Annotated in this window: 23 protein-coding genes; 10 read left to right on the forward strand and 13 right to left on the reverse strand. The window is 45.2% G+C overall.

Features of this window, described 5'->3' with window-relative positions; all coding sequences use genetic code 11:
- Nucleotides 1-278: 278 nt before the first annotated feature.
- Nucleotides 279-626 carry a helix-turn-helix transcriptional regulator gene (locus B5F25_RS16450; RefSeq protein WP_140406965.1) on the forward strand — a complete coding sequence of 116 codons (348 nt, stop codon included), beginning with the start codon at nt 279-281 and terminating at the stop codon, nt 624-626.
- Entirely contained in the window at nt 626-994 is a 369-nt protein-coding gene (locus tag B5F25_RS16455) for a helix-turn-helix transcriptional regulator (RefSeq protein ID WP_087250820.1), read from the forward strand. The genes B5F25_RS16450 and B5F25_RS16455 overlap by 1 nt, the downstream gene beginning before the upstream one ends.
- Nucleotides 995-1,680: 686 nt before the next feature.
- On the opposite strand, the gene B5F25_RS16460 is transcribed toward B5F25_RS16455, so the two are convergent.
- The 10 genes from B5F25_RS16460 to dnaN form a co-directional block, all read right to left on the reverse strand.
- Nucleotides 1,681-2,121: a hypothetical protein gene (locus B5F25_RS16460; RefSeq protein ID WP_022040499.1), complete on the reverse strand. Its 441-nt coding sequence runs from the start codon at nt 2,119-2,121 to the stop codon at nt 1,681-1,683.
- 12 nt (nt 2,122-2,133) lie between these two features.
- On the reverse strand, nt 2,134-2,499 hold the full coding sequence (locus tag B5F25_RS16465) for a hypothetical protein (RefSeq protein ID WP_087207325.1): 366 nt from the start codon (nt 2,497-2,499) through the stop codon (nt 2,134-2,136).
- 51 nt (nt 2,500-2,550) lie between these two features.
- Nucleotides 2,551-3,102 carry a sigma-70 family RNA polymerase sigma factor gene (locus B5F25_RS16470; protein ID WP_087250822.1) on the reverse strand — a complete coding sequence of 184 codons (552 nt, stop codon included), beginning with the start codon at nt 3,100-3,102 and terminating at the stop codon, nt 2,551-2,553.
- A 74-nt stretch (nt 3,103-3,176) separates the two neighbouring features.
- A complete protein-coding gene (locus tag B5F25_RS16475) occupies nt 3,177-4,091 on the reverse strand; it encodes a ribonuclease Z (protein ID WP_087250824.1) in 915 nt (304 codons plus the stop codon).
- 94 nt (nt 4,092-4,185) lie between these two features.
- Nucleotides 4,186-5,886: a serine protease gene (locus B5F25_RS16480; RefSeq protein ID WP_087250825.1), complete on the reverse strand. Its 1,701-nt coding sequence runs from the start codon at nt 5,884-5,886 to the stop codon at nt 4,186-4,188.
- 22 nt (nt 5,887-5,908) lie between these two features.
- Nucleotides 5,909-6,667, reverse strand: coding sequence for a 23S rRNA (guanosine(2251)-2'-O)-methyltransferase RlmB (rlmB, locus tag B5F25_RS16485; protein ID WP_022040504.1), 759 nt, complete (start codon nt 6,665-6,667; stop codon nt 5,909-5,911).
- A gap of 19 nt (nt 6,668-6,686) precedes the next feature.
- Nucleotides 6,687-8,354 (reverse strand): DNA repair protein RecN, encoded by a 1,668-nt coding sequence (recN, locus tag B5F25_RS16490; protein WP_087250827.1) that lies wholly within the window; start codon nt 8,352-8,354, stop codon nt 6,687-6,689.
- Between the two features lie 29 nt (nt 8,355-8,383).
- Entirely contained in the window at nt 8,384-9,574 is a 1,191-nt protein-coding gene (gene coaBC, locus B5F25_RS16495; protein WP_087250829.1) for a bifunctional phosphopantothenoylcysteine decarboxylase/phosphopantothenate--cysteine ligase CoaBC, read from the reverse strand.
- Nucleotides 9,575-9,671: 97 nt separating this feature from the next.
- Nucleotides 9,672-10,448 carry a 3'-5' exonuclease gene (locus B5F25_RS16500; protein ID WP_022040507.1) on the reverse strand — a complete coding sequence of 259 codons (777 nt, stop codon included), beginning with the start codon at nt 10,446-10,448 and terminating at the stop codon, nt 9,672-9,674.
- Between the two features lie 120 nt (nt 10,449-10,568).
- A complete protein-coding gene (gene dnaN, locus B5F25_RS16505) occupies nt 10,569-11,693 on the reverse strand; it encodes a DNA polymerase III subunit beta (RefSeq protein ID WP_087250831.1) in 1,125 nt (374 codons plus the stop codon).
- 139 nt (nt 11,694-11,832) lie between these two features.
- On the opposite strand from dnaN, the gene B5F25_RS16510 reads away from it, so the two are divergent.
- Nucleotides 11,833-12,210 (forward strand): DUF3127 domain-containing protein, encoded by a 378-nt coding sequence (locus B5F25_RS16510; protein ID WP_087207318.1) that lies wholly within the window; start codon nt 11,833-11,835, stop codon nt 12,208-12,210.
- A gap of 153 nt (nt 12,211-12,363) precedes the next feature.
- On the opposite strand, the gene B5F25_RS16515 is transcribed toward B5F25_RS16510, so the two are convergent.
- Nucleotides 12,364-13,212 (reverse strand): SGNH/GDSL hydrolase family protein, encoded by an 849-nt coding sequence (locus B5F25_RS16515; RefSeq protein WP_022040511.1) that lies wholly within the window; start codon nt 13,210-13,212, stop codon nt 12,364-12,366.
- 322 nt (nt 13,213-13,534) lie between these two features.
- Between B5F25_RS16515 and trmB the strand changes: the two genes are divergently transcribed.
- From trmB to B5F25_RS16535, 4 genes are all read left to right on the forward strand, one after another.
- Nucleotides 13,535-14,293 (forward strand): tRNA (guanosine(46)-N7)-methyltransferase TrmB, encoded by a 759-nt coding sequence (trmB, locus tag B5F25_RS16520; protein WP_022040512.1) that lies wholly within the window; start codon nt 13,535-13,537, stop codon nt 14,291-14,293.
- A gap of 114 nt (nt 14,294-14,407) precedes the next feature.
- Nucleotides 14,408-15,508: an Mrp/NBP35 family ATP-binding protein gene (locus tag B5F25_RS16525; protein ID WP_087250833.1), complete on the forward strand. Its 1,101-nt coding sequence runs from the start codon at nt 14,408-14,410 to the stop codon at nt 15,506-15,508.
- A 209-nt stretch (nt 15,509-15,717) separates the two neighbouring features.
- Nucleotides 15,718-16,281: a flavin reductase family protein gene (locus B5F25_RS16530; protein ID WP_087250836.1), complete on the forward strand. Its 564-nt coding sequence runs from the start codon at nt 15,718-15,720 to the stop codon at nt 16,279-16,281.
- On the forward strand, nt 16,278-16,985 hold the full coding sequence (locus tag B5F25_RS16535; protein ID WP_206423562.1) for a hypothetical protein: 708 nt from the start codon (nt 16,278-16,280) through the stop codon (nt 16,983-16,985). The genes B5F25_RS16530 and B5F25_RS16535 overlap by 4 nt, the downstream gene beginning before the upstream one ends.
- 117 nt (nt 16,986-17,102) lie before the next feature.
- Here B5F25_RS16535 and B5F25_RS16540 read toward each other — a convergent pair whose 3' ends face one another.
- Together B5F25_RS16540 and B5F25_RS16545 are read right to left on the reverse strand one after the other, a co-directional pair.
- On the reverse strand, nt 17,103-19,079 hold the full coding sequence (locus B5F25_RS16540; protein WP_239466077.1) for a family 43 glycosylhydrolase: 1,977 nt from the start codon (nt 19,077-19,079) through the stop codon (nt 17,103-17,105).
- 102 nt (nt 19,080-19,181) lie between these two features.
- The gene (locus B5F25_RS16545; RefSeq protein ID WP_022040517.1) at nt 19,182-20,192 is read right to left on the reverse strand and encodes an aspartate-semialdehyde dehydrogenase; all 1,011 of its coding nucleotides are present in this window, start codon (nt 20,190-20,192) and stop codon (nt 19,182-19,184) included.
- Between the two features lie 178 nt (nt 20,193-20,370).
- Here B5F25_RS16545 and B5F25_RS16550 point away from each other — a divergent pair, with 178 nt between their 5' ends.
- The 3 genes from B5F25_RS16550 to B5F25_RS16560 all read left to right on the forward strand — a co-directional run bounded on the left by B5F25_RS16550 (nt 20,371) and on the right by B5F25_RS16560 (nt 24,071).
- Nucleotides 20,371-22,518 carry a cation:proton antiporter gene (locus B5F25_RS16550; RefSeq protein ID WP_022040518.1) on the forward strand — a complete coding sequence of 716 codons (2,148 nt, stop codon included), beginning with the start codon at nt 20,371-20,373 and terminating at the stop codon, nt 22,516-22,518.
- Nucleotides 22,497-23,237 (forward strand): tRNA threonylcarbamoyladenosine dehydratase, encoded by a 741-nt coding sequence (locus tag B5F25_RS16555; protein WP_087250839.1) that lies wholly within the window; start codon nt 22,497-22,499, stop codon nt 23,235-23,237. The genes B5F25_RS16550 and B5F25_RS16555 overlap by 22 nt, the downstream gene beginning before the upstream one ends.
- Nucleotides 23,238-23,396: 159 nt before the next feature.
- Entirely contained in the window at nt 23,397-24,071 is a 675-nt protein-coding gene (locus tag B5F25_RS16560) for an ABC transporter ATP-binding protein (protein ID WP_087250841.1), read from the forward strand.
- The last annotated feature ends 170 nt before the right edge of the window (nt 24,072-24,241 follow it).

Raw genomic sequence — 24,241 nt, forward strand, 5'->3', positions numbered from 1 at the left:
CTGAGTAATGTTTTGATTTGCAACTATAAAATTACTCATTTTCTGCGATATGCGGAAATCCCTGTGCCCCTTTTATATCCCAAGAAGAAGGTTTCTATTAACTTGCGAAACTTGAATAACCATATATATTACTTTTTAGAGGTTTATTTTTATTACAATCGTATTTATTATTAATTTTATAGTGCAAATGTATAGAAATAAAACCATAAAGTATATTATAATATACCTGTAAATCACTATTAGTATATTAATTTATACTTATTATAAATTAAGAATATATGTTTAAAGGACAGATTATAAGCGATTTAATAGATAAAAGAAGAGCCAAAAAAGTAGACGTTTACACGTATGCAGGTATAACAAAAGCTACTTTAGATAATATCATTAAAGGAATAAGTATACCCAATTGTACTACAATCGAAAAGATCGCAGACTTCTTTGACGTGTCAATAGACGAGTTCTTTGAACGAGAAAAGCACCATTTGAATATAGGACATACAGTTAATGGAAACGGAAACAATGTGAGTGGTGATATTCAACTGCATGAATGCCAAAAAGAGATAGAGCATTTAAAGGAATTGCTTAACGAGAAAGAACGCTTGATTCAAGTTTTAATGAAACGATAATGTATAATGGACAAATAATTAAACAATTATTGGTAGAGAAAAATATACAAAACAAGGAACTTTTAAGTTACCTTGGTACGGAAGCTAACTCTTCTCTCAGCCAAATTGTGAACGGGAATCCCACCGTAAAACGTCTGGAGAAAGTAGCCGACTTTTTTGGAGTATCGATGGATGTGTTCTTTGAACGGGAGAAACCTTTTAAGGCTTATCCATCTACTCATGGAGATAATGAACAGCAATACAAAGAAAAAATTGCATTGCTGGAACGTCTACTTGAAGAAAAAGATAAAAGAATATTGCTCTTAGAGCAAATGAATCAGCTAATTAACTCCGGAGAGAATCGGACTAATTCGGGACAAACCAAATAAAATAATAACTTAATTCGGAAACGTAACAGCTTGAATATCAGAATAGGGAAAGAAGGACAAAGTTTCTGTAGAGTTCGAGTCTCTCTTCCCGTGCAGGAAGTAAGAAGCCACAACTGATGACGTTGTGGCTTTTGTTTTTTATAGACTTGACTTGTAAAAAATAAGGCTCTTGTTGTAGTTTGGAAACTGTTTTGAATTTATCGCCCAAGGCACACACGGGAACAAATACATCAAGATGAGAAAAACTTTTTGTAGAAATTCAAAACAGTTTGTTAATATGATGTCCGATTGGGGAGGACAGGAAAGGTTGTTTATACTTTGGACGGTATGCAATTGTGCATTTTAATGGAATACATACTTCCGGTGTCGCTTCTGTTGACAGGGTGTCACGCTGGATTGTAAATCCGTTTCTTCAATTATGCCGGATTATACATCCGGCATGACAAGTAAGCTTTGGTCTTTTCGCAATATAGCTGCATCGCTTGTAAGATTATTAATCTTACAGCGTGAAGATTAATAATCTTTCGGCATGAAGATTAATAATCTTACAAGCAAGATAGCTATGTGGCTTGGATTGTCGGACTAAGCTGATGAGGCTGTCTCAAAATGGTAGTTGAGTATCAGAAAGTAATTTCATCCTGAGTGCCTGTTTCTATTTTGAGACAGTCTCTTCTGATTCGTGTAATTTATTTTTTCGGTTTTTTCTCCCTCTCTGGTCTTAACAAATGGCGGTGGAATTTCATTTCCGCCCGCTGGATATCGTATATCTTTTTAGATGAGAGGAATTTCTTATATTTCCGTACGTATTCCAAGTCCAGCTGGTCAATGGTGATTCGGGTTTGTATTACGTCTTCTACGATACGGTTGTATTCTTCTTCGCTTACGTTGGGTTGTTTTCCTTTTCTTATTTCTTGCCAGGCTTCACGGTTATACTTGCTTTTTTTATCTTGCAGTTCGAAGTAGAGTGGAAAAAACTCTTTGGCTTCTTGTGGAGTGAGTCGGGCGTTTTCGGTAATAAACGCTTCTTGCCGTGCACGGAATTCTTCTTTGCTCAATTTGTTTTTCTGCGCATGCATGTATGTGCAGAAGCAGGTAAGAAGAATCATAATCGAAAATAGTTTCTTCATTGAATTGGTCTTTTAGTTATAGATACCGGCATCGGCATCCGTTAAATATTGGTATAATTCATAATCATCCATCATCGTTTGGTCTACGATTGATTCGATGTATTCATCCGGCATATCGGTAAGGTTGTCTGAGTCATCTGCCGATTGGGTAGTGCCTACAAAGGCACGGACAGTGAACATCAGGCCTACGAACATGGCCGCCATGTAAATCCATGGTTTCACACGGTCCCATAACTTGATTTCAGGAAGTGCTTTGACTTCTTTTTCGGGAAGTCGTTCCATCAGGTTTTCGGTAAAATGCTCGAAATATCCTTCCGGTACGGTGAATGGATTTTGTTTCCCGTATTTCTTTTGTAGTTCAAGGTCGTTTTTTTTCATCGTATCATCCCTCCTTCCTTTGTTTATTAGATTGATAATCCGGTACAAGGTTTAATCGTTTTGGTTTAAAAATTCTTCTATTTTTTTCACGGCATGGTGGTAAGAGGCTTTCAGGGCACCTACGCTGGTTCCTAGAATCTCCGACATATCTTCGTATTTCATTTCCTCGAAGTATTTCAGGTTGAACACGATACGTTGCTTTTCCGGTAAGGTTTGTATGGATTTTTCGAAAAGTAGCTGGGTATGGTCACCATCGAAATAGGGGTCGCTTTCCAACTTGGCAAGTGCTGTTGTTTCGGCTTCATCCAATGAGAGTTGGTTTATGGCACGTTGTTTGTTCAGGAAATTCAGTGATTCATTGATGGCGATGCGGTAAAGCCATGTAGACAGGCGTGCTTCTCCCCGGAAATATTCCAAATTGCTCCATGCCTTGATGAATGTGTTTTGCAAGAGGTCGTTTGTATCATCGTGGGAGAGTACCATACGTCGTATTTGCCAGTACAATGGTTCGCTGTAGTGCCTGACCACTTTCCCGAAAGCTTCCCGTTGCAGCTTTGGGTCTTGTAGCTGGGCAATTATCTCTTCCTCGTTATAGTTATTCATAATGGTGTCTTTGTATATGTTTTTAGATAAAATGAAGTGCCAACGTTTAAATGGGATAAGTTTTTTTAACTTGCCTATAAGTTGATTTGCAGGTTTTCTTGTGCCAATAAGGTTGCAGGGAAAACTTCCTGTGCTTCTTTTAAAAGTTGCTTTTCATCGTCGTACCGTGCCGAAAAATGACCGATGACCAAACGTTTCACTTCTGCATCATGGGCTATTTGGGCAGCCTGACGGGCGGTGGAGTGTTGGGTTTGGCGGGCACGCGTTTCATCGGCATTGACAAATGTGGCTTCATGGAACAGCAGGTCGGCACCGTGTATTTGAGGGATGATAAGGGGATAATAGGCGGTATCCGAGCAATAGGCGTATGTGCGTGGCGGGTCGGAAGGTGTGGTAAGCCATTTGTTGGGAATGGTTTCACCGCTGTCCGTGATAAAATCTTCGCCTTCTTTGATGCGGTTTATCATCCATAAGGGTATGCGGTAGAAGTCAATCATGTCTCGCCGGATGTGGTTTAGGGTAGGTTTTTCGCGGAACAGGAATCCGCATGTAGGCATACGGTGGCATAAAGGAATGGTTTCTACAGATATGGAACGGTCGTCATAAATAACAGCTTGTTCTTTCGGGTTAAAAGGATGGAATATGACCTTGTAGCTCATTCCTTTGCAAAAGAATGCGATTTGTGCTTGAAGTAAGGATATCAGGTCGGGATGACTGTAAATGTGCAGGTCGGCAGTACGTTCCAGCATGCCGAATGTAGAAATCAGTCCAATCAGCCCGAAGCAATGGTCGCCATGCAGATGGGAAATGAAAATATGATTCAACCGGCTGAACTTCAGTCGTGAACGGCGCAATTGTACTTGCGTGCCTTCTCCACAGTCTATCATAAAAAGTTTTTCCCGGATATTGACAATTTGTGAGGTGGCTTGGTGACGCATCGTAGGTAGTGCTGACCCGCATCCTAGAATATGTAATTCGAATTTTTCCATACATATTGTTTGTTCACCACAGAAAGACAGGCAAGTGGTATTGGAAAAACCGGAATGTCTTTGTGTCTTTCTGTGGCGGTAACATCAATCTTTGTTATTTGTATTTTTGCAATAGCCCGTCTGCCACTTCATCTCCCAAGTCTTTGGCTTTTTGTAAGTTGGCCAGGCCTTTATCTTTCTCTTTATTCTGGATTTGTGCATATCCCAGCATACGATAGGCAGGAGCATTTTCGGGATCCATCTTGATGGCACGTGTCAGGGCTTGTATAGCTTCTGCAGCTTGGTTGACTCGAATGTGTATGCCTCCTTTTTCTACCCAATAGGTTACGTTGTTAGGATCAAGTTCAACAGCTTTGTTGATGTCGTTGATAGCTTGCTGATACATACGGCAGTTTAATTCTGCTTGTGAACGGATGAGATGGAATTCGGCAGAAGTTTGTCCCAGCATGGCATCGTAGAAGTCATTATAGTCGGTTACGGCACCCCGATAGTCTTCCATGTCCGATTTGATACGGGCGCGTTCGTACAGGTAGGGGGCTGCATCTTTTCCGTAGGGTTTAGGATAAAAAGCAATGGCGCTGTCCATCAGGGCTATGACTTCTTTTTTGTCGGTTCCTTCTATCAGTTCCTTGGCTTTTGCTGCAGAATAGAAAGTTGCGGCTGAAGCCAGTTTGCTCTTGTTCACCTTGTCGTAAGCAGTATAGGCTTCTGTAAATTTTTGCATGGCAAAATAGATGTCTCCTTGCAATTGGTAATAGATAGGTTCTTGGGTGATGGCTAACGCTTCGTTTATTTCATTGAGGGCATAATCGAATGTCCAGGAAGCATAGGGCTTCTTGTCGCCTATATTCAACTGGTACGAATAGATGAGTTTGGCTATGTTGTAATGTGCTTCGTCTTTTTTCTCGGCCACATCAAGCATTTTTTTCAAGTCTTCAACAGCCAGGGCATAATGAGTATCATCGCCGATATTGATGTAATAAGTAGCACGGCGCAGGTAGCCTTCCATATTATTGGGATATTGGCTGATAAAGTCGTTCAGCAAATCGAAGTATTGGTTGGAGGCATATACGCCGGATGCCATATACAGATAGACCAAAGCCTGCGATTCGTCTTCGGGAAGTCCTTTTTTTATCCCGATGGAGTTGAGGGCAAGGTCATTGACAGAGAGAGCGTTGATAGTTAAGTCGGTCAGATAGCGGATGCCAATGGCAAAACTTTCTTTGCTTTCAGGGTCGTTGTTTTTTTGTATCATGCCTACTACTTGTCCTGCTGCATTCATAATGGGGCAGCTTACGGTTTTTTCTGTAGTCTGCATGGTAAGGGTGTAGTAGTATTGTTGTTCGCCAATGGTATCTACTTTGGCTATAGTGCCTGTTTGTCCTTTTGATGATTTTTGGGTAGAATAGGGAACCAGATACACGGTTTCGCCAGTCGATGAAGGCAATGTGGCTGGTTGCAAAGCCTCGGCTTTCTTGTCAAAATCGGTTTTGAATTTCACTACATCATACATATCGTTTGCCCCCATCATGTATTTCACGGGCAGCTCTTTACCGTTTGCGGTGATGATTATGGCACGTTCGGCGCCTTTGAAGAGGCTATAATCGGAAACTCCTGTACCTTGTTCATCGATATAAAATCCGTTTCCGGTGCTCAAAATTTGGCCGTCTTTGGTATAAGTCACGATGGAGAAAACGGCTTTTCTGGCATTTTCTGCCCATTTAGGCAATTCTTGTGCCAACAGGACAGAGAATGGCATAACGAATACAAATAAAATAGCTATAGTTTTTTTCATGTGTGTAAACGGTATATAAAGGTTATTGTTTTTCATTTTCGGCAAATCCGCGCTGTTCTATGGCTTTGTAGATAAGGATGCCTGCAGCTACCGATACATTTAGCGATTCAATGTTTCCGAAGAGTGGAATTTTTACCCATTCGTCACACAAGGCCAGGTTTTCGTAAGAGACTCCTTTATCTTCGGCCCCCATAATGATGCAGGTAGGTGAATGGAAGTCGGCTTTGGTATAATCATAATCTCCTTTTTCGGTAGCTGCTATAATCTTGAATCCACTGTCTTTCAGAAAACGGATGGTTTGTGTCAGGTTGTTTTCGCGGCATACTGGAAGGGTGAGCAGGGCACCAGCCGAAGTCTTTACGGCATCAGCATTTACGCTGACACTGTTTTTGGCGGGTATGATGATAGCGTCTATGCCTGCACACTCGCAAGTACGGGCAATGGCGCCGAAGTTACGCACATCGGTTACGCCATCCAACATGATGAACAATGGTGTTTTTCCTTGTTCGAAAAGATACGGTACAAGGTCTTCTGTGCGCTGGTATGCAACAGGCGAGATGAATGCTACCACTCCCTGATGATTTTTCCGGGTAATGCGGTTGATGCGTTCCACAGGTACGCGTTGTACTGGGATATCTGTTTGCTTCAGTATGGCAAACAATTCTTTTGCCACTTCACCTTGCATGTCTTTTTTTATCAATACTTTATCAATCTCTTTTCCGGCTTGTATGGCTTCGATGACCGCCCGTACGCCGAATATCATTTCATTTTTTTCTATCATAAAATCAATGTTTTATTAGTTATTGGTTTTCCAGTAAGGCACGTGCATTGTTTAATGCGGCTTCTGTCAGTACACTTCCACTCAGCATGTGTGCGATTTCTTTGACCCGTTCTTCCGGTGTAAGCCGGTGTATGTAACTGTTGGTGCCTGTTTCTGTATCTTTTTTATATACTTTATAGTGTGTTGTGCCTCGTGCCGCAATTTGAGGCAGGTGAGTAATGCTGATTACCTGCCGGTTCTGGCGTCCCATATCGCGCATGATAAGTGCCATTTTTTCAGCTATCGAGCCTGATACGCCTGTATCTATTTCGTCGAAAATGATAGTAGGCAGCTTTACAGCTCCGGCTATCATTGCTTTGAGCGAAAGCATGACACGGGCTATTTCTCCTCCCGAAGCTACCGAAGCAACGTTTTGCAATGCCCCGTTTTTGTTGGCAGAGAAGAGGAACGTTACGTTGTCCAGTCCATTAAGGTCGGGCTCTTTACGCGAAGTCAGCTCTACGGCAAAACGTACGTTGGGCATACCCAGTGGTATTAAGAGTTTTTTCATCTGTTCTTCGATATGATGTGCCGACTTTGTACGGAGATTGGTCAGCTGGCGGGCTTGTTCCAATACCTTATTATATAAGGCCTCTTTCTGTTGGTTGAGTTCAGCTATTCGTTCGTCGAACGATGAAATGTCATTCAGTTGATGGCGGTAATTTTCTGCAAGTTCCAACAAGGCTTCGATAGTCGTTACCCGATGTTTTTGCTGAAGATTGTATATCAGGTTCAGCCGTTCGTTTACATAATCCAGCCGTTCGGGGTTGAATTCTGTTTCTGCTTCTGCTACCGAGAGATCGTGTGCGATGTCTTTCAGTTCGATGTAGCAGCTTCTCAGACGTTCTACCCATTCGGATGCCGAAGGATATACATTGGAAATGTTTTGTAATGCCTGTTGGCAGTCTTTGGTCTGTGAGAGGATACCATTTGCTTCGGTACCGTCTATCAGCTGTTGGGCTTTGTAAAGGTTTGCTTTGATTTCTTCGGTGTGGCTTAAGGTTTCGGCCTCCTGCTCCAGTTCTGTTTGTTCGCCAGAATGGAGGCTGGCTTCTTCCAGTTGTTCCAGCTGAAAACGCAGATAGTCTTCGTCTTGCCTGCTTTTTTCTGCTTGTATAATCAGTTCCTCCAGTGTGTTGCTTATATCTTTATAGTGCCGGTAGACCTGTTTGTATGCTTCCAGTTGTTTTTCATCTTGTGCCAGAATATCCAGGATATTCAGTTGGAATCCTTCTTTATTGAGCAGCAGGTTCTGGTGTTGGCTATGGACGTCTATCAGTTTTTCACCCAAAGCTTTCATCTGGTTCAGTGAGGCTGGAGAGTCGTTGATGAATGCCCGGCTTTTTCCGCTGGCATATACTTCACGTCTGAGGATACATTCTTCAGGGTCATATTCCAAGTCGAGTTCTTGAAAAAATGCTTCCAGTCCGTATGAAGCAATGCAGAAGCGTGCTTCCACAATGCATTTGGAAGTTCCGTTTTTGATGGCTTTCACATCGGCACGTTGGCCCAACAGCAGTCCGATAGCCCCAAGGATGATGGATTTTCCTGCTCCGGTTTCACCGGTGATAACCGAAAAACCTGGTGTGAAATCAATATCCAGCTTGTCGATCAACGCATAATTCTGTATGTGAATAGACTGTAACATAATGTAGTCTTCGGGTTTGTCTGTAAGAATTATAAGATTGCACTTAATTTGTCGATAATGTCGCTTGCCACTTCGTGTTTGTCTTTCAGTGGATAGGGGGTGATTCCCGATTCGTCGAGAATGGTTATCTTGTTGGTGTCACATCTGAATCCGGCTCCGGCATCATTCAGCGAGTTCAGTACGATAAAGTCGAAATTTTTCCGTTTCCGTTTTTCTTGGGCGTGTATCTGTTCGTCATACGTTTCCAAAGCAAATCCTACCAGTCGTTGGTCCGGACGTTTTATCTTTCCTAAAGCAGCGGCAATGTCTTGGGTAGGTTTCAGACGGACAATCAGGTCCTCTCCTTCGCGCTTGATTTTGTTGGAGGCTACAGTTTCGGGGGTGAAGTCTGCTACCGCTGCACACAAGATACCTGCATTGGCTTGTGGATAAATACGGATAGCAGCTTGATACATTTGCTCGGCACTTTCCACATCAATGCGCCGGATAGCAGGATGCTGTACCTGGAGAGCGACTGGTCCGCTGATGAGGGTAACATCTGCACCCCGTCTGGCACATGCTTCAGCCAGTGCGTATCCCATTTTCCCTGAAGAATAGTTTCCGATGAACCGTACTGGGTCTATCTTTTCATACGTAGGGCCTGCTGTTATCAGGATGTGTTTGCCTTTCAAGTCTTCGGCCCGGGCAAAAAATGTTTCCAGTACTTCTACTATCTTTTCGGGTTCTTTCATACGTCCTTTGCCTACAAGGTGGCTTGCCAGCTCGCCCGAAGCGGGTTCGATAATGTGGTTTCCATACGAACGCAGGATGTCGAGGTTGTGGCGGGTAGACGGGTGAGCGAACATATCAAGGTCCATAGCCGGAGCGATGAATACCGGAGCTTTCATTGACAAATAAGTGGTGACCAGCATATTGTCAGCTATCCCGTGTGCCATTTTTCCGATGGTGGAAGCCGTGGCAGGTGCAATGAGCATTGCATCAGCCCATAGCCCAAGGTCAACATGACTATGCCATGTCCCGTCGCGTTGTGCGAAGAACTCGCTGATGACCGGTTTGCTGGTCAGTGCCGAGAGTGTGATGGGAGTGATAAATTCTTTTCCTGCGGGAGTGATGACAATCTGCACTTCTGCTCCTTTTTTTATCAATGCACGGGTCAGTACTGCCGCTTTATAAGCAGCAATGCTTCCCGTTATGCCTAATACAATTTTTTTGCCTTTCATATTTTTAAGTAGACTAGATGTTAGGTACCGGTTGGCCAGATTTTATAATAAGATAAAATAATCTGGCATCTGGTGTCTAAAACCTGATACTTGAATATTATTTTACCAGTCCGCTTTCGCGCAATTTGATTTTTGTCAATACATTTTTGGTGTTCAGCGTGAAATCGCCATTCATCATCCAGCCGAAATAACCGGGATCGCGTTTCAGGACATCTGATACAGGCATTCCTTTGTATTTACCGAAGTTGAATACTTCCACTCCTTTATCATCGTACACGATGCGTCCCGCAAAGTCTACGTTTTTGCTGTATGTAGAGTATTCAGAAAGAAACGCAACATCGTTCTGTAATACTTCCGGATAGCGATCCAACTGTGCCTTCAGCACTTCATAGGTAGCACGTGTGTCGGCTTCGGCGGTGTGTGCATCCTCCAGGTTTTTGCCGCAATAGAATTTATAGGCAGCCGAGAGTGTGCGTTGTTCCAGTTTGTGGTAGATGACCTGCACGTCAATGAATTTCCGCCGGCTCAGGTCGATATCGATGCCTGCACGCAAGAACTCTTCTACCAGTACCGGTACATCGAATCGGTTTGAGTTGAATCCGGCTATATCGGCACCTTCGATAGACCGGGCCAGTTCTTTGGCTATCTGTTTGAAGGTAGGACAGTCTGCTACATCCTCATCGTGGATGCCATGGATGGCAGTCGATGCTTCGGGAATGTGCATTTCAGGGTTGATGCGCATCGTTTTACTTTCTTCGTTGCCGTTGGGATATACTTTTAGGTAGCATATTTCCACGATACGGTCGGTATTAATATTGGTTCCGGTTGTTTCCAAGTCGAAAAACACTATCGGATTCTTCAGGTTCAGTTTCATTCGGATTCTTTTATGAATTGTCTATATCATGTGGCTTAAGAGTTAAAAACAATTGGATGTCTATGCTTTATTATGCTGATGTCATAAACGGGACTATTGGTTTTTAACTCTTGTTATCGCTTAGTCATTCAGCATCATCGGCATCAACAACATCAGCAGGTCTTCGTTTTCACTTTGTTCTTCGGGTACAATTACTCCCGCGCGTGAAGGGTCTGCAAGTTCTATCACTACGTTGGTCGAAGGTATGTTGTTCAGGATATCAATCAGGAATGATGATTTGAATCCGATACTCATGTCATTTCCCTCGTACTGGCACATCAAGGTCTCTTCGGCAGAGGTCGAAAAATCAATGTCTTGTGCCGAGATTTTCATCTGGTTGGTCGAGAGGTTGAGCTTGATGAGGCTACTGGCTTGTGACGAGAATACAGATACACGGCGCAAAGCACTGATAAGCGAGGTACGGTCGATGACGGCCTTGTGCGGATTGTTTTGTGGGATAACCGAATTGTAATTGGGGTAGCGTCCTTCTATCAGCCGGCATACCATCTGGTAATTTTCCAGGATGAATGTTGCGTTGCGGTCGTCGAAACCTATCTGGACATCACCCTGTTCTTTCGTTAGCAGGTTTTTGAGCAGATTGGCAGGTTTCTTGGGCAGGATAAAAGCTGCTTTTTCCGAACCGTGTGCCTCATAGGTCTTGTTGCGTACCAGCTTATGTCCGTCGGAAGCAACCAGTGTGATATCCTCGGATGTGATGTCGAAATAGATACCGTTCATTACCGGGCGCAATTCATCATCAGCAGTGGCAAAGATACAGCGGTTTACTCCGTCCAGCAGGACGTTGGCAGGAATCGTGAGTTGTACAGCATTGTTTCCCAATGCTTGCGGTTTCGGATACTCATCGGCATTCTGTCCCATCAGACTGTACTTCCCGTTTTGGTATTGCACCGTTATTTCCAGATTTTCAGGGTTGATGGCAAACGAGAGCGGCTGTTCAGGAATTTCCTTCAATGCTTCCAATAGTGTACGCGATGATACGGCAAAGCGTCCGTCTCCGTCAAATTCATTCACTTCAATCGAGGTAGAAAGTGTGGTTTCATTATCTGATGCGGTCATCGACAGTGTCCCGTCGTGCAACTCGAGCAAAAAGCAGTCCAGAATTGGCAATGAGTTTTTCGAATTGATAACACGGCTGATAGCCTGCAAATGGCTGAATAAGCTTGTACTTGAAACAATAAATTTCATATTTGTATGTTTTATCCTTATTTTTATTTTATCAGCCAAAGTTACGAAAAGATTGTAGATGCATCGCAAAAAGTATCTAAAAAATTAGTTTACTTGTGTAGAAAAACGTATTTTCGTAGCCAAATTTAAAAATGAAAATATGGAATTAGCAGGAAAAGTAATTGCCGTTCTCGAACCGAAGAGCGGTACTTCCAGAAATGGAAACGAATGGATGGTACAGGAGTATGTCATTGAAACACACGACCAATATCCCCGCCGGATGTGTTTTGACGTGTTTGGTGCCGACAAGATACAGCAGTTTGCTATTAAGATAGGTGAAGAACTGAACGTTTCGTTCGACATTGATGCACGCGAATGGCAAGGACGTTGGTTTAACAGTATCCGTGCATGGAAAGTGGAACGTGTAAGTGCACCACAACCTATGCAACCCGAAGCTCCATTCCCGCCGATAGGTGCTGCTCCGGCTGCTCCTGTAGACTTTTCGGCAGGTGATGAAAAAGATGATTTGCCTTTTTAATGCTGCATACAGAGTCAGGAATGAGATAGAGTTATAGGGAGTTAAAGGCTAATGCCTTGTATGTCTGTTTTATAAGGCATTGGCTTTCGACTCCCTGACAAAGCCGTAATTCTTGCGACACATGAATGTTTTTCACTTCTGGCCGCATCCTTTTTAGAAGTTTGCCGGGTATGCCAGCAGCTGGTAAGCAAGTGCTTTTGCCATACGGTAGTGTCCGTTAGCGTTCGGGTGCAGGCGGTCGGTCTGTGCATCGTGGAAGTATGGAGCATGTTCGTCCAGCAAAGGATACAGCCCGCTGATGCTGTTCAGGTCGATAACGGGTACTGCCCATACGTTGGCAGCTTCTTTTACAACGTTCACATATTCGTCTACATACAATCCCAGTTTGTTGGGAAATGATTCTTCGGGTTGGATGTTTTCCTTGCTGAATCTTGCTTGGGCACGGTGGATGGGGGTCAGCAGGATAATTTGTTTCATTGGGAAATTTTTCTTCAGGTATAGCATTGCTTCGTTGATTCTTCCGCGGAACGTGTGCGGGTTGGGTGCTGCATGTCGTTTCTTGCGCACTTCTTTTGTTCCGCCTTTTACGGTTGTTTCTTCGTAAGTATATGTATACCATTCTCCTAAAGGTATGCCGGCGTTGTAGTCGTTTGTGCCGCAAAATACGATGATGGCATCCACGTCATCACCGGCTTCCGCCTTCAGCCGTTCGGCTTGTTTCAGAATACCGTTCCATTGGTTGCCGTTGATGCCATATACCAGCGGTGTAAGTCCCAGCATTTCGGCAAGGTATTGCCAGTAGTTCTTGGTAGTTCCTACGTGTTTCTTGTCGGTAATGGAATCGCCTAAAAAAGCCACTTTTTTCCCTTTCCATTGGTTCTCGCTTACCGTGGTTATGGTGTCAGATACGGTGCTTTGTTGCCATAAGGATGCAGGGCATGGCAGAGCCTGCGATGAAAGCAATAGTGCGGCTAAGGTATAAGAGGTTATTTTATCGGTCATCGGTGTTGTCGTTTTTTTGAGTGTTATGTCTGGTTGCAAAGATAATTCCTTTCTTTCAGCTGGCAATGGATTCGGAAAAAGTGTTCGCAGAAAAATGCAGATATCTTCATGGGCGATTTCAGTTAACTGCTACAGCTCATGAAGATATCTGAAACGGCAAAGTAATATATCTTCGTTTTTGAACGTAATTGTATGGGCGGATTGCGGCACCCGTAAAAAGAATAAGTCTATCGTTTTTGCAGGTGTTTTTCCATGTTTTCATTTGTGGGTTCCGCCGAAAATCTGTACATTTGTTCCCTGAACTAGGATTAATCTGTACGCAATGGGAAAAGGAAAACTAGCGAAATTTGCAGACATGGCGGAATACCCGCATGTATTCGAATATCCGTATTCACAGGTGGCGGATACGCCTTGTGAGATGAAAGGAAACTGGAACCGTGATTTTTTTAAGAACGAACATCCGATCGTGCTGGAGTTGGGTTGTGGAAGAGGAGAATATACCGTAGGGCTGGCACGCCGGTATACCGACAAGAATTTCATCGGGGTCGATATCAAAGGAGCACGTATGTGGACGGGAGCGAAAGAGGCTTTTGATGAAGGATTGAAGAATGTAGCCTTCTTGCGCACGAATATTGAAATTATCGACCGATTCTTTGCTCCGGGTGAAGTGAGCGAGATTTGGCTGACTTTCTCTGATCCGCAGATGAAAAAGGTGACCAAGCGGCTTACTTCGACGTATTTCATGGAGCGTTACCGCAAGTTTCTTGTGCCTGACGGGCTGGTGCACCTGAAGACGGACAGCAATTTCATGTTCACCTATACGAAATATATGGTTGAAGTCAATCATTTTCCCGTTGAGTTCGTCACGGATGATTTATATCATTCGGGGTTGGACGATGATATCCTGCGCATCCGTACCTATTACGAACAGCAATGGCTGGATCGTGGGTTGAGCATTAAGTATATCCGCTTTCGTCTTTCCCAAACGGGTGAACTACAGGAGCCGGATGTGGAAATCGAACTGGACGATTACCGCAGCTATAACCGTAGCAAGCGGAGCGGACTGCAAACAAGCAAATAATACTCATTTACAATTTGTCAATTTACGATTTACTATTTATTGTTAGCCATGAATCATAAACCGTAAAATGTCAAATCGTAAATTGTAAATAGTCAAATCGTAAATTTCATTTATATGACATTGTATCCGAAATTGATTTTAGACGCGCTGGCAACGGTGCGTTATCCTGGCAACGGGAAAAATATTGTCGAAGCAGAAATGGTGGCGGACAATATGCGTATCGACGGGATGAAGGTCAGTTTCTCGCTTGTCTTCGAGAAACCGACCGACCCTTTTATGAAATCAGTAGTGAAGTCGGCAGAAACGGCTATTCATACTTATGTGTCGAAAGACGTGGAAGTGACAATCACGACCGAAAGCCGTCAGGCGGCACGCCCTGAACCGGGCAAGATGCTTCCGCAGGTGAAGAATGTCATCGCCGTGTCATCGGGAAAAGGCGGCGTGGGTAAGTCTACCATTGCTGCCAACCTGGCTGTGGCACTTTCGAAGCTGGGATATAAGGTAGGATTGCTGGATGCTGATATCTTTGGTCCTTCTGTTCCTAAGATGTTCCAGGTGGAAGATGCACGTCCGTATGCCGAAACTATTGGAGGGCGGGACTTGATAGTTCCGATTGAGAAATACGGCATCAAGCTCTTGTCTATCGGTTTTTTTGTTGATCCTGATCAACCTACGCTTTGGCGCGGCGGCATGGCAAGCAATGCTTTGAAACAGCTGGTGGGCGATGCCGACTGGGGAGATTTGGATTATTTCGTCCTTGACACGCCTCCGGGCACGAGCGACATCCATCTGACGTTGTTGCAGACTCTTGCCATCACAGGAGCGGTTATCGTCAGCACTCCGCAGGAAGTGGCTCTTGCCGATGCCCGCAAAGGTATCAATATGTATATGAACGATAAGGTGAACGTGCCTATTTTGGGGTTGGTAGAAAATATGTCATGGTTCACCCCTGCCGAGTTGCCCGAAAACAAGTATTACCTTTTCGGCAAGGAGGGCACACGAAGACTGGCAGAAGAACTTCATGTGCCTCTCTTGGGGCAGATACCTATTGTGCAGAGTATTTGCGAGCACGGTGATGAGGGAACTCCCGTAGCTCTTGACGATGATTCGGTGACGGGGCAGGCTTTTCTGGAACTGGCACGTAACGTGGTTGCACAGACAGAGAAACGCAATGCCGAGCTGGCTCCCACCGAGATTGTGAAGACGTATAAATAATGTGCAAATGTGACAATGTGCAAATGTGGTAATGTGCAAATGTGACAATGTGCAAATGTGGTAATGTGCAAATGTGGTAATTTGCCAATGAATAGTTTGTTAATGTGTGAATGAATTATCACATTGCCGCATTATCACATTATCACATTGCCACATTATCACATTATCACATTGCCACATTATCACATTAAAATAAGGAGGAAAGCTTTATGAGAAAGAATTTTGGAGCAAAGCCGTGGACGTATCCACAGCCTGTATTTATCGTTGCTACTTACGATGGAGAAGGAAACCCCGACGCGATGAATGCCGCTTGGGGAGGCATCGATTACGACGATCAAATCAACCTGTGTCTGAGTGCAGGGCATAAGACCGTAAAGAACTTGCTAGAGACAAAAGCATTCACCGTAAGTATGGCGACAGCAGACCAGCTGACGGCTTGCGATTATGTAGGCATCGTTTCGGCAAACGATGTGCCCGACAAGTTTTTCCGTGCGGGATTCCATGCCGTAAAGTCGGAGTTTGTCAACGCCCCGCTCATCGAAGAATTGCCGATGGCAGTGGAGTGCGAGCTTGTTTCTTACGACCCGGAAATGTGCCATCTGGTAGGTCGGATTGTGAATGTATCTGCCGACGAGCGCATTTTGGACGAGAAGGGCAAGATAGACCCTGCTAAATTGCGCCCGATTTCGTTCGACCCCGTACACAATGCCTATCTGGAAGTAGGCGGGCATGTGGGCAGTGCGTTCAAGGACGGTATAGCATTGAAAAAATGATGATGTGCACCAAAGACAAGATACGCACGGCGGAAGATATGGAACGGCAGGTATTGGCTTTGGGCTTCCTGCCGTTTTTCCGATGCGGCATTCCCGGTTTCTCCATCGAAGAACGGACGGCAACTGAATATTGGTTCTCGGACGAAGAAGAAGGTCCGTGGGAATGGAAAGGCCCCGTCATCCGCGAGGGACATTGCGCCTATGGCAAGCTGTACAATAAGAAAGCGGGTTATGTCAGTCTGGAATGGCTTCCTCATCTGATGAACTGGCGGCGTTCACGCCGTTATGCGAAAGACGAAGATACTGCTGCACTTGATGATGTGGTGCTTCAGGCTATTTGGGGAGAAGGCAGTGTGACGGTGAAAGAGTTACGCTGCTTACTCGGTTTTGTCAAGAGGCGTGGGCGTCGATGCGAGACAGATCTGGTGGATGCAATGCAGAGTGATGGCAAGATTTCGCTTGAACCTATACTGACACGGTTGATGATGGGGATGCATGTTGTTATTTCCGATTTTGAATACAATATTGATCGTCACGGTCGTCCTTATGGTTGGGGAGTTGCCCGTTATACTTCTCCTGAAGTGCTTTATGGCAGGCAGGATGCCGGATGCACACCCGAAGAGTCGTATCGGCAGATATATGGACATCTTCGTAGTTTGCTGCCTGGCGCTTCTGAAAAAAAATTGCAAGAACTGATAGGTTGATAGCTTCTAGAGCATTTTTCAACGTTTTTCCGGTTGATTTTATCCGTCAAGATATTACGGTTGGAAGAGGCACACAGAACGAAGAAGTTTGTCTCTGTGTGTCTCTGTATGTGGGTATTAATGCTGCTTCCAGTATGCTTCCAGTGCATCAGCTTCGGCAGGAGTGATTTGAATTACAGTGCCGTGCTTGGGTGAGATGAAGTTAACGGCTTTCATTGCTCCTTCGTTGAAATGCCCCAGGTTGGTGAAATGTTTGAAATCGCTGGTTTCGCAGAACCCGAAGTTGTGTGGTTGGATGCTGAAGATGTCGTACATCACTACCCATTTATCTTCACCGATACGTTTCCATACGTTCGGTGCTTCACATGCTCCCGGTTCAAAGTCTATCCATTTATCTATGTAGCGGTAGGGACCGGTTACGTTTCCGTTATTGCTGATAGCCATGCGGATTCCTCCGGGATTTTCTTGGGCTACATACATCATGCAGGCACGTCCGTCGGGCAATAGGGATATGTCGGCATCCAGTATTTGGATTTTGGGGTCAGGATATTCGAAGAGTTGTTTGGGTTCACTGGTGAGCTGGGTGAAATCATTGTCGGTATAGGCGTAATAAAGTGTACTCCTTCCGTTGCCGTGACGCATCGTGAAATAAATCATCATTTTACCTGCCTGAGGGTCATAGATGGTTTCGGGTGCCCAGGCACATCCGATATCGCCGAATTTATCGGGGTAAGCTTTGTCTACCCGTATGTTGCTGTGAGTCCAGTGGATAAGGTCGTGCGATTTCATCAGTACCAGTCCGCGGTTATTCCCCCATCCGTACTGTTTTCCGTCCCGTTCCCATTCGGTTTCGCGTATGCCTTCCCGTTGGGCAAAGATATGCAAGTCGGTCATGGCAAGATAAAAAGCACCGTCTGGTCCGCGATAGATATGTGGGTCGCGTATGCCTCGTTGTTCGGCGATGGTATCTCCGCTGATGATTGGTTGTCCATCGTTGACCGCAGTAAATGTATAGCCGTCGCGGCTCGTAGCCATGAACAGGCTATGTGTCGGGTCGCTGAAAAATACAAATAGATACGCTCCCATGTTTTGCTCTGAGGTGCACAGGCGTCGTCCCAGCTTGAGTTTGTCACCCGATAAATCCACTTCGAATAACTGAGGAATGCGTATGTATCTTCCATTGTCGTTGTTGTGGCTATGTACAGACATCAGCCAGCGTCCGTTGAAGTCTTTAAACAGCATGCCATGTCCATAGTTTGGAGGTGTAATCGGTTCGGTTTCTTGTATCCACGGGCCTTCCAGGGTTCCGCTTTCCGAGTAGGCTACTCCTTGGGTATATACGTCTTCTATCCAGCTTGTCCATAGCATTCCCAGTCTTCCGGTTCCGGTGCGGAAGAGCCATGGTCCGTCTGTCACACGATTGGGCTTGTCTGTTCCTGTCTCGCGGCTCCAGGGTGAATCGCTTGCACGGAACAGCACTTCGCTTTTACCCGTTGTTCCGCTGAGGTCTGTCTTGAGTGCTATTTTCTCGATTGTGCCGTTCCAGTTCTGGAGCCATTCGCCGCAATATATCATGTAAGGCTTTCCGTCGGTATCTTCCCATAGTGTACCGTCTAGTGTGGGGACATTAGCGGGGAGGTAGACTTTATCTTTCATTGGGCGGTAAGGTCCTTCTGGACGGTCGCTTTCCAGTACGTGGCAGGCGCGTCGGGGAATGTCGTTTCCCCGGTAGTTCCCGATAAGAATGGAGTCGTTGGTAAAAGTTGCGAAATAATAATACTTTCCTTTGTATTTATGGAGTTCGGCTGCCCATATTTGTGGCTTGTGCCCCATCCATGAGTCTGGATCTGTTTCGGCTACGATGTAAGGTCCGTCCCATCGGTCAAGGTCTTTGCTTTTCCATAATAATCCTCCTGTTCCGGTCATGTAATAGGTGCGGGTTTCATCATCGGCCAGAATGCAAGGATCGCTGAGCCGGATGGAATCACGTGGGATTGCAGTACGGAATGTGGGGTGTTTTTTGTTTTGTGCCATAGAGGCGGTGCATGCCATTACGGCAAGCAGCAGGGTAAGTGCATATCGGGTGAGTTTCATAGTCTTTGTTTTGATTGAATGAAGATGAGTGTTGTCATAAAGACGCAAAGGTGAGGTATCCTCTGTATCCTTTGCGTCTTTGCGTTTGGCTTGAATAGCCATTTATCTGATGTTGCCCACCTTAATCAGGTATTCGGCAATCTGTACGGCGTTTAGTGCTGCTCCTTTCTTTATCTGGTCGCCTACAATCCAGAAGGTCAGTCCGTTTTCGTCACTTAAATCTTTGCGGATACGTCCTACGTAGACAGGGTCTTTGCCGGCAAGGAACAACGGCATCGGATATTCTTTCTTTTCCGGATTGTCCATCAGTACCAGTCCTTCTCCTTCGGCGAATGCTTTGCGGGCTTCTTCTACCGACACGGGGCGTTCTGTTTCTATCCAGATGCTTTCCGAGTGCGAACGAAGTGCCGGAACGCGTACGCATGTAGCGCTTACCTTTACATCGGAGTGCATGATTTTACGCGTCTCGTTGTACATTTTCATTTCTTCTTTCGTATATCCGTTATCGGTAAAGACATCGATTTGCGGAATCAGGTTGAAAGCGAGCTGGTAGGCGAATTTCTCTACTTTCACCGGCTCATTGTTTAATACTTGACGGTATTGTTCGTAAAGTTCGTCCATGGCGGCTGCTCCCGCACCGCTGGCAGCCTGGTATGTAGAAACGTGTACCCGCTTGATATGGGTCAGGTTTTCGATGGCTTTTAGTGCCACAACCATCTGTATGGTGGTACAGTTGGGGTTGGCGATGATGCCTCGCGGGCGGTTCAATGCGTCTTGGGCATTGACTTCGGGTACTACCAGCGGAATGTCTGCATCCATGCGGAATGCACTTGAATTGTCAATCATCACTGCTCCGTATCGGGTAATGGTATCTGCGAACTCTTTGGAAGTTCCTGCTCCTGCAGAAGTGAAAGCAATGTCAACTCCTTTGAAATCATCATTGTGTTGCAGCAGTTTCACTTCGATTTCTTTTCCGCGGAAGGTGTATTTTCGCCCGGCACTGCGCTGGGAACCGAACAACAACAGTTCGTCTATTGGAAAATTTCTTTCATCGAGCACACGCAGGAACTCTTGTCCTACGGCTCCGCTTGCACCAACAATTGCTACTTTCATGTTTTTGTAATTCTGTTAAGTTAATACTTTTTCTGACTATATCTTGTTATTTTTAATCGGACTGTATCGTTTATGACGATTTCGACTGCAAAAATAAAACATTCTGTCCGATTAATATGGAAACTCGGAAGTTTTTTTCTACTTTTGTTCGATGAATGCAAAATGACGATACCGGTTTATGAAAGAATTGCTTGATTTTTTTGGTCTTGATATCCATTTTCCGATTACCGATCCTACGTGGATTTTTTTTCTTGTACTGGTGATTATTCTTTTTGCTCCTATTATTTTGGAGCGGTTGCGTATACCACACATCATCGGGATGATATTGGCTGGAGTAGTAATCGGCGAACATGGGTTTAACATCCTGGCCCGTGACAGCAGTTTCGAATTGTTTGGCAAAGTGGGGCTGTATTATATAATGTTCCTTGCCGGATTGGAAATGAATATGGAGGATTTCAAAAGTATCCGTGCCAAGGCGATGGTATTGGGCTTGCTGGCATTCATCTTTCCGCTGGGTATCGGATTCTGGACCAATATTCATATATTGGATTATGGTGTTGTTACTTCTGTCTTGCTTGCCAGTATGTATGCATCACATACCCTTATCGCATATCCTATTGTAATCCGTTATGGCATCAACCGTCAGCGGGCGGTGGGTATTGCTGTAGGTGGTACGGCTGTGACCGATACGTTGACTTTGCTGGTGCTGGCAGTTATTGGTGGTCTGTATAAAGGCGAATCGTCGGATATGTTCTGGGTATGGTTGGTCTTAAAAGTGATTATACTTGGCTCTGTCATTATGTATACTTTCCCGCCCATAGCCCGTTGGTTTTTCCGGCGGTATAGTGATAATGTGGTGCAATACATTTTTGTGATGGCGATGGTTTTCCTTGGTGCCGGATTGATGGAGGTAGTCGGTATGGAGGGAATTCTGGGAGCCTTTCTTGCCGGATTGGTGTTGAACCGGCTTATTCCGCACGTGTCACCGCTGATGAACCATCTGGAGTTTGTGGGCAATGCCTTGTTTATCCCTTATTTCCTGATAGGTGTGGGGATGCTTATCAATGTCAACGTTCTGTTCGGGCATATCGATTCGATAAAGGTAGCGGGCGTTATGATAGTGGTTGCCTTGGTGGGAAAATGGATTGCTTCGTGGCTTACCCAGAAGATTTACCGGATGCGTGCTGTCGAACGGGAATTGATGTTCGGTTTGAGCAATGCACAGGCCGCTGCTACACTGGCTGCGGTATTGGTAGGTTATGATATCATTCTGCCTTCAGGCGAACGTTTGCTGAACGAAGATGTGCTGAACGGTACGATTTTGCTGATTTTGGTGACATGCATTGTCAGTTCTTTTATAACCGAACATGCAGCCAAGCGGATTGCGACGAGTGATGATATTGGAGTGAACGAGGAAAAGGAGCAGGAAAAAGAACGTTTCTTGGTTCCCATCGCCAACCCCGAAACCTTGGAAGGACTGATGAGCCTGGCATTGGTGTTGCGCGATGAGAAGATAAACGATAATCTGGTAGCACTGAGTGTTATCAATGACAGTAATGATTCGGTAAAGCAGGAAATGCGCAGTAAACGTAATTTGGAAAAAGCTGCGCAGATTGCTGCATCTACCAATGTACAGTTGAAGACGGTCAGCCGTTTTGATTTGAACATTACAACCGGTATCTTGCATACAGCCAAGGAATACGAGGCTACGGGCATCATCGTGGGGCTACATTATAAGGCGAGTATTGTGGATTCGTTTTTCGGCAATCTGACCGAGAACCTGTTGAAGAATACTTATCTGCAGGTAATGGTGGTGCGCTTCCTGATGCCGGTCAATACATTGCGCCGCATTATTGTGGCAGTGCCCCCGAAAGCCGAGTTCGAGCACGGGTTTACCAAGTGGATAACTTATATGTGCCGGCTGAGCAGCCAGTTAGGGTGCCGGGTGCAGTTTTATGCTTCTTCGCGGACATTGGGGTATATCAGTGGCTTTATCCAAAAGAAATACAAGGATACGCGTGCCGTCTATTCGGAGCTGGAAGAGTGGGACGACTTGCTGTTGCTGACCGGACAGGTTAACTATGATCATTTGCTGGTCATCGTGAGTGCACGGCGTGGCTCGATATCGTATGATTCTTCGTTCGAGAAACTTCCGATGCAAGTTTCGAAGTATTTCAATAACAACAGCATCATGTTGCTTTATCCCGAGCAGAAGGGTGACCCGAATGAGAGTCTTTCTTTCTCTGACCCGCGTGGATGGGCGGAAACGCAGTATTATGATAAAGTAGGAAACTGGATTTATAAATGGTTCAAGAAAAATTCATGAGCATGACAGGCAAAGAGTGGCAGCAACGTACGGAATTGCTGTTGGGCAAGGACAAGACAGAACGCCTGCGCCGGGCGCATGTATTGGTAGTAGGATTGGGAGGAGTAGGAGCGTATGCCGCCGAGATGTTGTGCCGGGCAGGAGTGGGACAACTGACCTTGGTGGATGCCGACACGGTGCAGCCATCCAATATCAACCGTCAGCTTCCGGCACTGCATTCTACATTGGGACAGACTAAGGCAGAAGTTCTTGCGGCACGTTTCCGCGACATCAATCCCGATATACAGCTGAAGGTATTACCCGTGTATCTGAAAGACGAGGCGATACCCGCACTGCTGGATAGTGCGCGGTTCGATTTCATCGTAGATGCCATCGATACCGTTGCCCCTAAGTGTTATTTGATTTATCATGCTTTACAGCGTGGGCTGAAAATAGTAAGCAGCATGGGGGCAGGTGCCAAGAAAGACATAACCCAGATACGTTTTGCCGACTTATGGGAAACCTATCATTGCGGGTTGAGCAAAGCGGTGCGCAAGCGGTTGCAGAAGATGGGGATGAAGCGGAAATTGCCTGTTGTGTTCAGTACCGAACAGGCAGACCCGGAAGCTGTGATGCTGGTAGATGGCGAGCAGAACAAGAAGTCTACCGCTGGTACCGTCAGCTATATGCCGGCAGTGTTCGGCTGCTATCTGGCAGAATATGTCATACGTAAATTATAATAAGTAATGTACAAATTAATTGATATGACGGAGAAACGCAGATATTCGCGGATTTACGCAGATTGAATTAATAATTAAATTATTATCCGCGTTGATCCGTGTTTCAAAACAGACTCGTTAATACAAACTAATTAAGATTAGTTATTTAATTCGGAAATTATGATTCAACTGGAAGGAATAACGAAAAGTTTTGGTCCGCTGCAAGTATTGAAAGGAATCGACTTGACAATAAATAAGGGAGAAGTGGTCAGTATCGTGGGACCGAGTGGGGCTGGAAAGACTACGTTGTTGCAGATAATGGGCACCTTGGACAAGCCTGACGCCGGACGGATTGTACTGAATGGTGTAGAGGTGAACCGTCTTAAAGATAAAGGGTTGGCGGCGTTCCGCAACAAGGAAATAGGTTTTGTGTTTCAGTTTCATCAATTGCTTCCCGAGTTTACGGCAGAAGAGAATGTGATGATTCCACTTTTGATACAGGGCGTGTCGGGAAAGTCTGCCCGTAGAGAAGCGGAGGAGATGCTTTCATTTTTGGGGTTAGGAGAACGCGCTTTGCATAAGCCTGCCCAGTTATCGGGCGGCGAGAAGCAACGGGTAGCTGTGGCGCGTGCCTTGATAAACCATCCTTCTGTAGTCTTGGCCGATGAGCCTTCGGGCAGTCTGGACACGCAGAACAAGGAAGAATTGCATCGCCTCTTTTTCGAACTTCGTGACAAGCTGGGGCAGACGTTCGTTATCGTGACTCACGATGAGGCACTTGCCTCGCAAACAGACCGGACCATTCATCTGGTGGATGGAAAAATCAGTGGAGAAAGTGCTAATCCATTCCGATAAACACTTTCTCCGCCCGAAATCGAACGATTGATACAAGCAGCTGAACATCTTTGATTTATTTGAATATCCGCCAGTTCCTTTTGGGGATACCGAGTGCACTGCGCAGCGCAGCTATATCCGTCCGCGTGTGCATATATGTGCATCCTGCATCCAATATAGTTGCATCACAA

The organism is Bacteroides sp. An19, assembly GCF_002160215.1.
Taxonomy (GTDB): domain Bacteria; phylum Bacteroidota; class Bacteroidia; order Bacteroidales; family Bacteroidaceae; genus Phocaeicola; species Phocaeicola intestinalis.

Coding starts and splice junctions, on each gene's coding strand:
- coaBC (WP_087250829.1), bottom strand. CDS start 9,574: ATGAAAGGCAAAAAAATTGTATTAGGCATAACGGGAAGCATTGCTGCT.
- B5F25_RS16465 (WP_087207325.1), bottom strand. CDS start 2,499: ATGAAAAAAAACGACCTTGAACTACAAAAGAAATACGGGAAACAAAAT.
- B5F25_RS16555 (WP_087250839.1), top strand. CDS start 22,497: ATGGTTCAAGAAAAATTCATGAGCATGACAGGCAAAGAGTGGCAGCAA.
- B5F25_RS16510 (WP_087207318.1), top strand. CDS start 11,833: ATGGAATTAGCAGGAAAAGTAATTGCCGTTCTCGAACCGAAGAGCGGT.
- rlmB (WP_022040504.1), bottom strand. CDS start 6,667: ATGATAGAAAAAAATGAAATGATATTCGGCGTACGGGCGGTCATCGAA.
- B5F25_RS16460 (WP_022040499.1), bottom strand. CDS start 2,121: ATGAAGAAACTATTTTCGATTATGATTCTTCTTACCTGCTTCTGCACA.
- B5F25_RS16480 (WP_087250825.1), bottom strand. CDS start 5,886: ATGAAAAAAACTATAGCTATTTTATTTGTATTCGTTATGCCATTCTCT.
- B5F25_RS16455 (WP_087250820.1), top strand. CDS start 626: ATGTATAATGGACAAATAATTAAACAATTATTGGTAGAGAAAAATATA.
- B5F25_RS16470 (WP_087250822.1), bottom strand. CDS start 3,102: ATGAATAACTATAACGAGGAAGAGATAATTGCCCAGCTACAAGACCCA.
- recN (WP_087250827.1), bottom strand. CDS start 8,354: ATGTTACAGTCTATTCACATACAGAATTATGCGTTGATCGACAAGCTG.
- B5F25_RS16515 (WP_022040511.1), bottom strand. CDS start 13,212: ATGACCGATAAAATAACCTCTTATACCTTAGCCGCACTATTGCTTTCA.
- B5F25_RS16540 (WP_239466077.1), bottom strand. CDS start 19,079: ATGAAACTCACCCGATATGCACTTACCCTGCTGCTTGCCGTAATGGCA.
- B5F25_RS16560 (WP_087250841.1), top strand. CDS start 23,397: ATGATTCAACTGGAAGGAATAACGAAAAGTTTTGGTCCGCTGCAAGTA.
- trmB (WP_022040512.1), top strand. CDS start 13,535: ATGGGAAAAGGAAAACTAGCGAAATTTGCAGACATGGCGGAATACCCG.
- B5F25_RS16530 (WP_087250836.1), top strand. CDS start 15,718: ATGAGAAAGAATTTTGGAGCAAAGCCGTGGACGTATCCACAGCCTGTA.
- B5F25_RS16550 (WP_022040518.1), top strand. CDS start 20,371: ATGAAAGAATTGCTTGATTTTTTTGGTCTTGATATCCATTTTCCGATT.
- B5F25_RS16535 (WP_206423562.1), top strand. CDS start 16,278: ATGATGATGTGCACCAAAGACAAGATACGCACGGCGGAAGATATGGAA.
- B5F25_RS16475 (WP_087250824.1), bottom strand. CDS start 4,091: ATGGAAAAATTCGAATTACATATTCTAGGATGCGGGTCAGCACTACCT.
- B5F25_RS16450 (WP_140406965.1), top strand. CDS start 279: ATGTTTAAAGGACAGATTATAAGCGATTTAATAGATAAAAGAAGAGCC.
- B5F25_RS16500 (WP_022040507.1), bottom strand. CDS start 10,448: ATGAAACTGAACCTGAAGAATCCGATAGTGTTTTTCGACTTGGAAACA.
- B5F25_RS16525 (WP_087250833.1), top strand. CDS start 14,408: ATGACATTGTATCCGAAATTGATTTTAGACGCGCTGGCAACGGTGCGT.
- B5F25_RS16545 (WP_022040517.1), bottom strand. CDS start 20,192: ATGAAAGTAGCAATTGTTGGTGCAAGCGGAGCCGTAGGACAAGAGTTC.
- dnaN (WP_087250831.1), bottom strand. CDS start 11,693: ATGAAATTTATTGTTTCAAGTACAAGCTTATTCAGCCATTTGCAGGCT.